At 66.1% G+C, this 12,796-nt stretch carries 11 protein-coding genes; 9 read left to right on the top strand and 2 right to left on the bottom strand.

Going from position 1 to position 12,796, the window contains the following annotated elements; genetic code table 11:
* Genes BDW41_RS07915 through BDW41_RS07905 form a run of 3 tightly spaced genes read left to right on the top strand, consistent with a single transcriptional unit; the run spans position 1 to position 2,108 of the window.
* Positions 1-606, top strand: coding sequence for a hypothetical protein (locus BDW41_RS07915; RefSeq protein WP_074545653.1), 606 nt, complete (start codon positions 1-3; stop codon positions 604-606).
* Between the two features lie 5 nt (positions 607-611).
* Entirely contained in the window at positions 612-1,178 is a 567-nt protein-coding gene (locus tag BDW41_RS07910; RefSeq protein ID WP_074545656.1) for a cob(I)yrinic acid a,c-diamide adenosyltransferase, read from the top strand.
* Between the two features lie 6 nt (positions 1,179-1,184).
* Complete coding sequence (locus tag BDW41_RS07905) at positions 1,185-2,108, top strand: histone deacetylase family protein (protein WP_074545659.1); 924 nt, start codon at positions 1,185-1,187, stop codon at positions 2,106-2,108.
* A gap of 1 nt (position 2,109) precedes the next feature.
* Here BDW41_RS07905 and msrB read toward each other — a convergent pair whose 3' ends face one another.
* Complete coding sequence (msrB, locus tag BDW41_RS07900) at positions 2,110-2,514, bottom strand: peptide-methionine (R)-S-oxide reductase MsrB (protein ID WP_074545661.1); 405 nt, start codon at positions 2,512-2,514, stop codon at positions 2,110-2,112.
* 93 nt (positions 2,515-2,607) lie between these two features.
* Between msrB and lptD the strand changes: the two genes are divergently transcribed.
* The 6 genes from lptD to BDW41_RS07870 all read left to right on the top strand — a co-directional run bounded on the left by lptD (position 2,608) and on the right by BDW41_RS07870 (position 9,616).
* Positions 2,608-5,109, top strand: coding sequence for an LPS assembly protein LptD (gene lptD, locus BDW41_RS07895; protein ID WP_074545664.1), 2,502 nt, complete (start codon positions 2,608-2,610; stop codon positions 5,107-5,109).
* Positions 5,110-5,147: 38 nt separating this feature from the next.
* Positions 5,148-6,497 (top strand): peptidylprolyl isomerase, encoded by a 1,350-nt coding sequence (locus tag BDW41_RS07890; protein ID WP_074545667.1) that lies wholly within the window; start codon positions 5,148-5,150, stop codon positions 6,495-6,497.
* A 7-nt stretch (positions 6,498-6,504) separates the two neighbouring features.
* Positions 6,505-7,512: a 4-hydroxythreonine-4-phosphate dehydrogenase PdxA gene (pdxA, locus tag BDW41_RS07885; protein WP_074545669.1), complete on the top strand. Its 1,008-nt coding sequence runs from the start codon at positions 6,505-6,507 to the stop codon at positions 7,510-7,512.
* Positions 7,509-8,294 carry a 16S rRNA (adenine(1518)-N(6)/adenine(1519)-N(6))-dimethyltransferase RsmA gene (rsmA, locus tag BDW41_RS07880; protein ID WP_074545672.1) on the top strand — a complete coding sequence of 262 codons (786 nt, stop codon included), beginning with the start codon at positions 7,509-7,511 and terminating at the stop codon, positions 8,292-8,294. Before pdxA ends, rsmA begins: the two co-directional genes overlap by 4 nt.
* A 90-nt stretch (positions 8,295-8,384) precedes the next feature.
* Positions 8,385-8,768 (top strand): Co2+/Mg2+ efflux protein ApaG, encoded by a 384-nt coding sequence (gene apaG / locus BDW41_RS07875; RefSeq protein WP_026033765.1) that lies wholly within the window; start codon positions 8,385-8,387, stop codon positions 8,766-8,768.
* A complete protein-coding gene (locus tag BDW41_RS07870; RefSeq protein ID WP_074545675.1) occupies positions 8,768-9,616 on the top strand; it encodes a symmetrical bis(5'-nucleosyl)-tetraphosphatase in 849 nt (282 codons plus the stop codon). The genes apaG and BDW41_RS07870 overlap by 1 nt, the downstream gene beginning before the upstream one ends.
* A gap of 431 nt (positions 9,617-10,047) precedes the next feature.
* On the opposite strand, the gene secA is transcribed toward BDW41_RS07870, so the two are convergent.
* Positions 10,048-12,783: a preprotein translocase subunit SecA gene (gene secA / locus BDW41_RS07865; RefSeq protein WP_074545678.1), complete on the bottom strand. Its 2,736-nt coding sequence runs from the start codon at positions 12,781-12,783 to the stop codon at positions 10,048-10,050.
* Positions 12,784-12,796 lie beyond the last annotated feature (13 nt).

Genomic DNA, 12,796 nt, shown 5'->3' with positions numbered 1-12,796 from the left:
ATGGCTAAGACGCAGACCCAGCGCCTCGGCATTTTTCTGGCCCTGGCCGCGGTGATGGCCGCCACCCGCATTCATCTTTCGCTGTTCCATCACGACATCTGGGATGCGTCGTGGGGCATCTTCTTCCTGGCGGGCTTCTGGCTGCGCGGCTCGGTGCGCTGGGCGTTCCCGCTGCTGATGGCCGAGGCCGTGCTGCTCGACTACCTGGTCATCAGCAACCAGGGCATCAATTTCTGGGATCACTACTGCGTCTCGGTGGGCTATTGGTTCCTGGTCCCGTCGTACTTCAGCCTGTGGCTGGGCGGCAGCTGGTTGGCTGCCCGCAAGCCCGGCTTCAATGCCCGCAGCCTCGCCCTGGCCGTGAGCGCCGTGCTGGTGAGCTGGCTGGCCTGCTATGTGATTTCCAACGGCAGCTACTACTGGCTGAGCAGCACGGTGCCGCAGCCGCGCAGCTTCGCCGCATGGTTCTCCAACATGGCCGACTGGTATGGCTTCTTCCTGGAGACCACGGCGCTCTACGTGGCGCTGGGCCTGGTGATGCACGGTCTGGTGGTGCAGCTGTCGCACCTGCTCGGCCACGCCGGCACGTCCAAGCTGTCGCACTGACCACGATGGGTAACCGGCTCTCGAAGATCTACACCCGCACGGGCGACGACGGCAGTACGGGGCTGGGCGATGGCTCGCGCGTCGCCAAGGATTCGCCGCGCGTCGGCGCGTACGGCACCGTGGACGAACTCAACAGCACCATCGGCATGGTGCTCGCCTCCGATGGCGTCGGCGACGACGTGCGCGAGGCGCTGACCCAAGTGCAGCACGACCTGTTCGACCTGGGCGGCGAGCTGTGCATTCCCGGCATGGCGATGGTCCATGACGAGGACATCGAACGCCTGGAACAGGTGCTCGACGCATTCAACGATCCGCTGCCGCCGCTGAAGGATTTCATCCTGCCCGGTGGCGGCATGGCCGCGTCCTGTTGCCATCTGGCGCGCACCGTATGCCGCCGCGCCGAGCGCGAGGTGATCGCGCTGGGTCGCGTGGAGGAGGTGCGCCCGCAGGCACAGCGTTACCTCAATCGCCTGTCGGATCTGCTGTTCGTCGTTTCCCGCGTCCTGGCCCGCGCCAGCGGCCATGGCGAAGTGCTCTGGAATCACGAGCGCCGCCGAAAGCCGCAGGCGTAAGCATCCATGCTGCGGCTCTACACCCACGCCAGCTGCCTGCAGCATGATCCCGGCCCGGCCCAGCCCGAGTCTCCCGCGCGTCTTCGCGCCGTGCTGCAAGCGCTGGACAGCGACCGCTTCGCCGCACTCGACCGCGTGGAAGCGCCGCGCGTCACGCGCGAGCAGCTGTTGCGCGTGCACAGCGCGGAGCACGTGGACCGCATCCTCGCCATCGCGCCCGACGAGGGCACCGTCCGCCTCGACGAAGACACGCTGATGTCGCGGGGCTCGGCGGAGGCGGCGCTGTATGCCGCCGGCGCGGTGGTCGCCGCCGTGGACGCCGTGCTGGGCGCGCAAGGCGGCAAGGCGTTCTGCGCGGTGCGCCCGCCGGGACACCACGCCACGCCCGACCGCGCCATGGGCTTCTGCCTGTTCAACAACGTGGCCGTGGGCGCGGCGCATGCGCTGGCCGAACATGGACTCAAGCGCGTGGCCATCGCCGATTTCGACGTCCATCACGGCAACGGCACGCAGGACATCTTCGCGCGCGAACCGCGCGTGCTGTTCATCTCGAGCCACCAGATGCCGCTGTACCCGGAAACCGGCAGCGCGGACGAACACGGCGTGGGCAATATCGTCAACGCGCCGCTGTCACCGGGCGACGGTTCCTACGAGTTTCGCGAACTGTGGGAAGGCGTACTGATTCCGAAGCTGCACGCGTTCAAGCCACAGCTGCTGCTGGTTTCGGCGGGTTTCGACGCGCATCGCAACGACCCGCTGGCCGACCTGCGCCTGGGCAGCGAGGACTACGCCTGGATCACCCAGCGGCTGGTCGACGTGGCCCGCGCGCATGCGCAGGGCCGCATGGTGTCCACGCTGGAAGGCGGCTACAACCTGCTCGCCCTGTCCACCAGCGTGGCCGCGCACGTGGGCGAGCTGCTCGAAGCCTGATTCAGGCGCCCGCCGGCACGAAATCCAGCGCGACCGAATTGATGCAGTAGCGCAGGCCGGTCGGCTTGGGCCCATCCGGAAAGACATGACCCAAATGTGACTCGCAGGCCGCGCAACGCACTTCGGTGCGGCGCATGCCGTGGGTGTCGTCCTGCCGCAGGGCAATGGCCTGACGACTCAACGGCTGGAAGAAGCTTGGCCAGCCGGAGCCCGAGTCGTACTTCGCCTCGGAGGCGAACAAGCGCGCCCCGCAGGCCACGCAGACATAGGTCCCCGCGGCCTTGTGGCGATACCACTTGCCACTGAACGGCGGCTCCGTAGCCGAGCAGCGGCACACGGCATATTGCTGCGGCGTCAGCTCCTGCTGCCACTGGTCGTCGCTTTTGGCGATTTTCTGATCAGCCATGCTGAATCCTGCTCCCGGAAAGGTGTGCACCAACTGCCGTCCATGGGGCCTTTCTGCTAGTTTTACGAGCCTCCCAGCCGACAGACTGCCATCGTGACGCCCAAGCTCCCTCCGCGCCACCTGCCCCCTCGCCGCCTGTTGGCGGTTGCCGCCGCCCTTGCCCTGTTCGGTGGCCCGGTCGAGGCACAGTCTGTCCTGGAACAGCCCGGCCCGACGGCTCCGTCCAACCCCGACCAGGTGATGCCGCCCACGACGCCGCCGCCGAGCAACGCGCGGCCGTCGGACGTCCCCACCTGTCCGCTGGGTTCGTACCGCTGCCCGCCGCGGCCGCTGAACTACAGCATGTGCCGCCCGAACGCGATGCTGTCGTTCTACGACCCGACGATGAGCAAGGACAGCTCGGTCCGCGACACGTCGAACACCTATGTCACGGCGCAGCGCGTGGACGGCTCCAACCAGACCGTCTATCACCTGGAGGGCGACGTGAAGCTCGATCGCGCCGACCAGCGCATCCAGGCGGACGTGGCCGACTACAACGAAGACAGCACCGACTTCGACGCGCGCGGCAACGTGCGCTACCAGGAGGCCGGGCAGTTGATGTCGACGGACCACATGCGCGGCAACCAGGACGCCAGCACGGCCATTGCCGACAACGTCGCCTACCAGATGCTGGCCAGTCGCGGCAACGGCGTGGCGGTGCAGGGCCAGAAGCTGGACGAGCAGCGCAGCCGTTACCTCAACGCCACCTACTCCACCTGCGACGTGGGCAATCACGTGTGGGAACTTCGCGGAAAGGACATCCGCATGGACAAGGAGACCGGCGAGGGCGTGGCGCATGACGCCACCATGTACCTGTACAACGTGCCGTTCTTCTGGCTGCCGAGCTTCACCTTCCCCATCGACGACCGGCGCAAGACGGGCTTCCTGACACCCACCATCGGCAGCTCTAGCCGCTCGGGCTTCACGGTCAGCGCGCCGTACTACCTCAACCTGGCGCCCAACTACGACGCCACGCTCGACCCACGCATCTATGCCGACCGCGGCGTGATGCTCGCCACCGAGTTCCGCTACCTGGTGCCCGGCAGCCTGGGCCAGTTGAACTTCGAGTTCCTGCCGCACGACAACGGCGACAGCGACCCGGATGGCACGGCCAACACCGAAGGAAAGGACCGCTGGCTGCTCAAGTACAACGACCACACGCAGATCTACGGGCCGTGGTCGCTCAACGTCGGCATCAACCGCGCGTCGGACCGCAACTACCTGCGCGACTTCGGCAATGACCTCTACACCGCTTCCATCGGCCAGCTGACTTCGTCCACCTACATCAATGGTGGCGGCAAGTGGTGGAACCAGGTGTACTGGAACGCCAGCATCGGCGCGGACTACTACCAGAACGTCGACTACTCGCTGCCCGACTCGAGCGTGCAGTACAAGCGCTGGCCCCGCGCCACCTTCAACGTGGACTACCCGATCAACCGCTGGCTGGACGTGGGCGCCAACACCGAGGCGGTCGCGTTCCGCAAGAACGAGTCGGTCGAAGGCAACCGCCTGGACCTGTACCCGTATGTGCAGGCCAATTTCCAGGGCGCCGCGTGGTTCGTGAAGCCCAAGGTGGCCTATCGCTACACGGGCTATGACCTTACCGGCAATTACCAGCAGTACGGTTACTACGGCTTGCTCGCGCCGGGCCAGGCCTCGCCGTTCACCAACGGCTCGCCCAGCCGCTCGCTGCCCATCGTCAGCGTGGACAGCGGCCTGATCTTCGACCGCAGCATGTCGCTGTTCGGCACCAGCTACACGCAGACGCTCGAACCGCGCCTGTACTACCTGTACGTGCCGTACCGCAACCAGAACAACATCCCGCTGTTCGACACCAACCTGATGTCGTTCGACACCTGGCAGCTGTTCACGCCCAACACCTATTCGGGCGCGGATCGCCAGATCAACGCGAACAACCTCAGCGCCATGCTGACCTCGCGCCTGCTCGACGACAACGGCGTGGAGCGGCTGTCGGTGGACTTCGGCCAGATCCGCTATTTCACGCAGCAGCGCGTGCAGCTGCCCAATGGCGCCAACACGGTCACGCCGCCGACCAACTGGTCCGGCTCGGACTATGTGATCGACCTCACCACCCAGCTCAACGACTCCTGGAAGCTGACGTCCCAGTACCAGTGGAACCCCAACACCAGTCTCACGGACCTGGGCGCCATCGGCGTGCAGTACCGCCTGAAGACGGACGGCGTGCTCAACTTCTCCTACCGCTACCGCCGCCAGCCCGGCACGGAGCTTCCCTGGCTGGAACAATACGACGCCTCCGTGGTCTATCCGCTCTCTGACCGCTGGCGCCTGATCGGCCACTGGGCCTATTCGGTGCTGGACAAGAAGACCGTGGAAGCCCTGGCCGGCGTGGAGTACGACAGCTGTTGCGTCGCGCTGCGCCTGGTGGGACGCCACTACGTGAATACCTACGATTACTCGACCCAGCTTGGCTCGGCGAACACCGCGGTCATGTTCGAGATCGAGTTCAAGGGCATGGGCAACTTCACCGGTCAGTCGGAAAACATCCTTCGCAATGGTATTCTTGGTTATCAATAACTTCCCTGTCGCCCACGGCGATTGAAGGCCCCGGACTGATGAAGCAGCCTCTCGCGTTGTTCCTGCTCGCGATCGCCACCGCGACCGCCCTGCCCGCCCATGCCCAGCTGTTGCCGCAGGCGGCCCAGGGCAAGCAGCCCCTCGACCGTATCGTGGCGGTGGTGGACGAAGGGGTGATCCTGCAGAGCGAGCTGAACGAGGCCGTGCGCTCGGTGCAGCAGCAGTACGCCAGCAACCCCGGCCAGCTGCCCCCGATGGACGTGCTGCAGCGCCAGGTGCTGGACCGTCTCATCCTGATGAAGCTGCAGGTGCAGCGTGCCGACGACCAGGGCATCCGCGTGTCCGACGCCGACGTCGACCAGGCCGTCAACGCCGTGGCCCAGCAGAACCACATGACGCCGGAACAGCTGCGCGCGGCCGTGGAGGCCGACGGCAACAGCTTCGCCGCGTTCCGCCGCCAGCTGGGCGACCAGCTGATCGCCCAGCGCCTGCACGACAGCGTGGTTCGCGACCAGGTGACCATTACCGACAGCGAAATCAACAACATGCTGGCCAGCCCCTCCTACAAGGCGGGCGAGGTCCACTTGGCGCACATCCAGATCAGCCTGCCGGCCGGCGCCAGCGCCGCCGACATCAAGGCCGCCCAGGAGAAGGCCACCCAGGCCATGGACGCCATCAAGGGCGGCATGGATTTCCACGCCGCCGCCATCCGCTATTCCGATGCCCAGGACGCCCTCGAGGGCGGCGACCTCGGCTGGCGCCGCATGGACGAGATTCCGCCGGCGTTCGCCGATGCCGTGGGCAGCATGAAGGCCGGCGACGTGTCGCCCGCCATGCGCGGCCCGACCGGCTTCCACATCCTCAAGCTCATTGAGCAGCGCCAGCCCAGCCGCCAGGTGGTGCAGGAGTTCCACGCCCGCCAGATCCTGATCCGCCCGAGCGAGCTGATGACCCCGGAGCAGGCCCATCAGAAGGCCGAGGACCTGTACAACCGCATCGTCAACAAGCACGAGGACTTCGCCAAGCTGGCGAAGGAAAACTCCAAGGACGACACCACCGCCAACAACGGCGGCGACATGGGCTGGTTCATGCAGAACGACTGGGGCAGCACCATTGCCCAGCACCTGGCCGAGCTGAAGGACGACCAGATCTCGCAGCCGTTCCAGAGCGAAGCCGGCTGGCACATCCTGGAGCGCCTGGGCACCCGCCAGAGCGACCGCACGGACGAGCTGGAACGCAACCAGGCCCGCCAAGCCATCGGCAACCGCAAGGCCGAGCAGGCCTACGACGACTACCTGCGCGAGATGCGTTCCAGCGCCTACGTGAACATCCTCGTTCCCGAGCTGCGCGACCCGAACGCCCAGCAGCAGGGCCAGAAGTCCTCCTGAGGTCCGTTTGAATACCCAGACCCTCCCCCGGCTGGCCGTCACCGCAGGTGAGCCAGCGGGGATCGGTCCCGAACTGCTCGTTCGATTGGCCGCCACTCCGCTGGCGGCCAATTTCGTTGCGATCACGGATCGACACCTGCTGGAGCGCGCCGCCCGCCGCTGCGGCCTGCCCGTGGAATTGATCGACGACGACGGCGACATCGCGGCGCGCCGACCCGGGCAGCTACGCGTGCGGCATGTGCCGCTGGGCGCCCCCGAGGTGCCCGGCAGCCCGGACCCGGCCAACGCCCGCCACGTGCTCGCCACGCTGGCCGAGGCCGCCGACGGGTGCATGGCGGGCCGCTACGCGGCCGTCGTCACCGCGCCGCTGCAGAAGTCCTCCATCAACGAGGCCGGCATCCCCTTCAGCGGACACACCGAATTCTTCGCCAACCGCGCCCGCGCCGACGTGGTGATGATGCTGGCGAGCCCCGAGCTGCGCGTGACGCTGGCCACCACCCACCTTCCGTTGTCGGCCGTGCCGGCGGCCATCACGCGCGACACCATCATGCGCGTGCTGCGCATCGTGCACGGCGAACTTCGCGAGAAGTTCGGCCTATCCCAGCCACGCATCGCCGTGCTGGGCCTCAACCCGCACGCGGGCGAAGGCGGCCACCTCGGGCGCGAGGAGCTGGACACCATCATTCCGGCGCTCGACGCACTGCGCGGCCAGGGCATGCACCTGCTCGGGCCCCTGCCCGCCGACACGGCATTCGTGCCCGCCATGCGCGAGCGCTACGACGCCGTGCTGGCGATGTACCACGACCAGGCGCTGCCGGTGCTCAAGAGCGAAGCGTTCGACCGCACGGTGAACCTAACGCTGGGCCTGCCCTTTATCCGCACGTCGGTCGACCACGGCACGGCGCTCGATCTTGCCGGTACCGGTCGCGGCGATCCGTCCAGCCTGATCGCGGCCGCGAAGATGGCGCTCGATCTGGTGGCACGCCGCCGCGCCGCTTCGCAAGGAATCCCATGAACGCCCGCCCCAAGAAGAGTTTCGGCCAGCACTTCCTGCACGAGAAGCGCTACATCGAGCGCATCGTCAGCGCGATTTCGCCGCGCCCGGACGACGTCGTCGTGGAGATCGGCCCGGGCGAAGGCGCGCTGACCCTGCCCCTGCTCGCGGCGGCGGGCAAGCTGACGGCGATCGAGCTGGATACGGATCTGATCCCCGACCTGCAGGCGCGCGCCGCCAGCGTCGGCGAACTCAGCATCATCCATTCGGACGTGCTGAAGGTGGACTTCACCGCGCTCGCGCACCGCCACGGCGTGGAGCGGCTGCGCGTGGCAGGCAACCTGCCGTACTACATCTCCAGCCCCATCCTGTTCCATTGCGTGGAGCACGCCCGCGCCATCCAGGACATGCACTTCATGCTGCAGAAGGAAGTGGTGGACCGCATGGCCGCCGAACCCGGCAGCAAGGTCTACGGACGCCTCTCGGTCATGTTGCAGCTGGCCTGCCGCGTCGAGCCCCTGTTCGTCGTGCCGCCCGGCGCGTTCCGGCCGCCGCCGAAGGTGGACTCGGCGGTCGTGCGACTGGTTCCGCTGACGCCCGACCAACTGCCCGACGCCGACCCGGAACGCGTTCACGCCATCGTGAAGGCCGCCTTCGCGCAGCGCCGCAAGACGCTGGGCAATGCCCTGAAAAACCTCATGGACAGCAGCGCGATCATGAGCGCCGACGTGGACCCCAAGGCCCGCGCCGAGACGCTGTCCCCGCACGATTACGTCCGCCTCGCGCGCGTGCCCGCCGGCTGATCGACCATCGGCCATTCGGCGGGCTTCTCCGGTTCAGCGAGTCGCCTGCAAGCTTCACCCATGTGGCGCGACAACCCTTACAATCGGGGCATGAATGAACGATCTTCCTACACGATCGACGTGCAGGTCGAACCCCGCTTTGTCCCCGACCAATCCCGTCCCGGCGACAACCGCTACGTTTTCGCCTACACGATCACGCTGCACAACGCGGGCGACGTCGCCGCGCGCCTGCTGACCCGTCACTGGATCATCACCGACTCCAACGGCAAGGTCGAAGAAGTCACCGGCGAAGGCGTGGTCGGCGAACAACCGTGGATCCGCCCGGGCGACGAGTACGAGTACACCTCCGGCGCCGTGCTGGAAACTTCCGTGGGCGTCATGCAGGGCAGCTACCAGATGGTGGCCGACGACGGCACCCGTTTCGAGGCGCCGATTCCGCCGTTCACGCTCTCGATTCCGCGCACCCTGCACTGATGGCTACGTACGCAATCGGCGATGTGCAGGGCTGCCATCCCGAACTCCAACGCCTACTCGACAAGATCCGCTTCGACCCCTCCAGCGACCGCCTGTGGTTCTGCGGCGACCTGGTCAATCGCGGCGGACAATCCCTGCAGACGCTGCGGCTGATCCACAGCCTGCGCGAACAGTCCATCGTCACGCTCGGCAACCACGACTTGAGCCTGCTGGCCATCGCGCAGCGCCGTCCCGAGGCCCAGTCCAAGGTCAATCCGGAACTGCGCGAAGTGCTGTTCGCGGACGATGCGCCCATGCTGCTGGAGTGGCTGCGCTCGCAGAAACTGCTGCACCACGACGAGCAGCTCAATTGGACGATGGTCCACGCTGGCCTGGCCCCGATGTGGACCCTGCGCCAGGCGCAGCGATCCGCCCAGGAAGTCGAGCGCGAACTCAGCGGTCCACGCCACCCGCGCCTGCTCAAGAACCTGTTCGGCAACCGACCGGCCGCATGGAGCAGCCGCCTGCAAGGCGTCGAACGCATGCGCGCCTCGATCAACACCCTCACGCGGATGCGCTACTGCGACGTGCAGGGGCGCATCGATTTCGAGAGCAAGGGCATTCCAGGCACGCAGAAGCCCGGCATGTATCCCTGGTTCGAGGTGCCGGGCATGCGCCGTCGCGAGACACGCATCGTATGCGGCCACTGGTCCGCTCTCGGTCGCTTCGCCGGCCTGGGTATCCATGCCATCGACACGGGTTGCGTATGGGGCGGACAGCTGACCGCGCTGCGGCTGGATTCGGAAGAGCCACAGTATGTAACGGTGAATGCGGAGCCGTACCGGAAGAAGGTGCCGGGCGGGGATTGAGTCCGCGGAACAATCTAGCTACGTGCTTTCATAAGAACCGTCATTCCTGCGAAGGCAGGAATCCAGTGACTTTGTGTTCGGTTGTCGCGTGGTGGTGATGGACTCCTTCGTGCGCTTCCACGTAGGCGGCCAGGTCGCGGGAACGCTAAAAAGAACCGACCACACTCCACGCGTAAACCCAGCGAAAAGTCACTGGATTCTTGCCTTCGCAGGAATGACGGGCTAAAGAATGAAGCGGTGAGGCAAGAGCCGCCCCTCACCCCAACCCTCTCCTCGCTCCTCAAAGCTGCAGCCATCCATGGCTGCTCCCCGCGTACCCCGCTGGGGAGAGGGAGCCAAGGCCCGACGATCCGGACTACGCCGCAACAAACAAAACCTCACCACACGCCACACACTCAAAAAGAAACCCCGCCGAAGCGGGGTTTCTCGTATCAGCTCAGCTGGCCGTGGCAATGCTTGTACTTCTTGCCCGACCCGCAAGGACACGGATCATTGCGTCCCACGCGCGGACCATCGTGCTCGGGCGCACCCACCGGTGCTGCCATGCTGCCGGCGGCCACCGCCTCGGCGTCGGTGCCCAGCGCGGCCAACGGCGCGCCACCGCCGCTGGCCAGCATCTGGCGCTGCAGGCGATCGGCGAGGCGCTGCTGCTCGGCTTCCATCGCGGCGACTTCTTCCTCGCTGCGAACGCGGACGCGGGCCAGCATCTGCACCACTTCGGTCTTGATGCGATCGAGCATGCTGGAGAACAGCTCGAACGATTCGCGCTTGAACTCCTGCTTCGGCTGCTTCTGTGCATAACCGCGCAGATAGATGCCCTGGCGCAGGTAATCCATGCTCGCGAGGTGTTCCTTCCACGCGTTGTCCACCACGCTCAGCATGATGTGCTTCTCGAGCTGGCGCATGGTGTCGGCGCCGATCTGCTGTTCCTTGGCCTTGAACAGCTGTTCCACCGCCTCGCGCACGTGTTCGAGGATCATCTTGTCGTCGATCTCGTGCTGCTGGTCGACCCACGCCTTCAGATTGAGCGACAGGCCGAACTCGCTTTCCAGTTCGCGGTCGAGGCCGGCGAGATCCCACTGCTCGTCGATGCTGTCGGCGGGCACATGGCGGCGCACGAGTTCCGTGACCACGTCGTCGCGGATGTCGGCAATGGTGTCCGATACGTCGTCCACCACCAGCAGCTCGTCGCGCTGGGCGTAGATCACCTTGCGCTGGTCGTTGGCGACGTCGTCGAATTCGAGCAGGTGCTTGCGGATGTCGAAGTTGTGCTGTTCGACCTTGCGCTGCGCCTTTTCGATCTGGCGGCTGACCATGCGGTCTTCCAGCGCGTCCTCTTCCTTCATGCCGAACATGCGCATCCAGCGGCCGACCCAATCGCCGGCGAAGATGCGCAGCAGGTTGTCTTCCAGCGACAGGTAGAAGCGCGAGGAACCCGGGTCGCCCTGGCGGCCCGAACGGCCACGCAGCTGGTTGTCGATACGGCGCGACTCATGGCGCTCGGTGCCGACGATGTGCAGGCCGCCGGATTCCAGCACCTTCTCGTGCAGCTTCTTCCACTCTGCCTTGACCTTGGCGCGATCGGCGTCGGTCGCGCCTTCCGGCAGGGCGGCCAGCGCCGCTTCCAGGCTGCCGCCGAGCACGATGTCGGTGCCGCGGCCGGCCATGTTGGTGGCGATGGTCACGGAGCCCGGCGCGCCGGCCTGGGCCACGATGTGCGCCTCGCGCTCATGCTGCTTGGCGTTGAGCACTTCGTGCGGAATCTTTTCCTTGCGCAGCAGGTTGGACAGCAGCTCGGACACCTCGATGGAGGTGGTGCCCACCAGCACCGGCTGGCCGCGCTTGTGGCAATCCTTGATGTCCTCGATCACGGCGCGGTACTTGGCCTGCTGGCCAAGGAAGACCATGTCCGGGTTGTCCTTGCGGATCATCGGCTTGTGGGTGGGGATCACCACCACTTCCAGGCCGTAGATCTGCTGGAATTCGTACGCTTCCGTGTCGGCCGTGCCGGTCATGCCGGCCAGCTTCTTGTACATGCGGAAGAGGTTCTGGAAGGTGATCGTGGCGAGCGTCTGGTTCTCGCGCTGGATCGGCACGCCTTCCTTCGCTTCCACCGCCTGGTGCAGGCCGTCGGACCAGCGGCGGCCCGGCAGGGTGCGGCCGGTGAATTCGTCCACGATGACCACTTCGCCATCGCGCACGATGTAGTCGACATCGCGATGGTAGATGGCGTTGGCGCGCAGCGCGGCATTGAGGTGATGCACCACGGCCAGGTTCTTGGAGTCGTACAGGCCGCTTTCCGGATCGATCACGCCGGCCTGGCGCAGCAGCTCGTCGGCGTGCGACATGCCCTCTTCGGACAGGTGTACCTGCTTCTGCTTCTCGTCGACCCAGTAATCGCCGGTGCCGTCTTCCTTCTCCTGGCGGATCATCTTCGGGACGATCTTGTTCACCGCGATGTAGAGCTGCGGGGAATCTTCGGCCGGGCCGGAAATGATCAGCGGCGTGCGCGCTTCGTCGATCAGGATGGAGTCGACCTCGTCGACGATGGCGTAGTGCAGGCCGCGCTGGTAGCGCTGGTCCTTGCTGAGCGCCATGTTGTCGCGCAGGTAGTCGAAACCGAATTCGTTATTGGTGCCGTAGGTGATGTCGGCCGCGTAGGCCGCATGCTTGTCCGAATGATCCATGCCCGGCCACACCACGCCGGTGCTCAGGCCGAGGAAACCGTACAGCTTGCCCATCTGGGCCGAGTCGCGGCGGGCCAGGTAGTCGTTCACGGTGACCACGTGCACGCCCTTGCCTTCCAGGGCGTTGAGGTACACCGGCAGGGTACCCACCAGGGTCTTGCCCTCGCCCGTGCGCATTTCGGCGATGCGGCCCGAATGCAGCACCATGCCGCCGATCAGCTGCACGTCGTAGTGGCGCATGCCGAGCACGCGCTTGGCGCCCTCGCGCACCACGGCAAAGGCTTCCGGGAGAAGCTTGTCCAGCGACTCGCCCGCGGCGACGCGCTGCTTGAACTCGTCGGTCTTGGCGCGCAGCGCCTCGTCGCTCAGCTTCTCGAACTCGGGTTCCAGCGCATTGATGCGCGCGACATTCTTGGAGAGCTGGCGCAGCACGCGTTCGTTGCGGCTACCGAAAAGGCTCGTCAGGGCACGGTTGAGCATCGATCTTCCGGAT

Source organism: Dyella sp. AtDHG13 (assembly GCF_003201105.1).
In the GTDB taxonomy this organism is placed as follows: Bacteria; Pseudomonadota; Gammaproteobacteria; order Xanthomonadales; family Rhodanobacteraceae; genus Dyella; species Dyella jiangningensis_B.
This window is presented reverse-complemented; position numbering and strand designations above follow the sequence as displayed.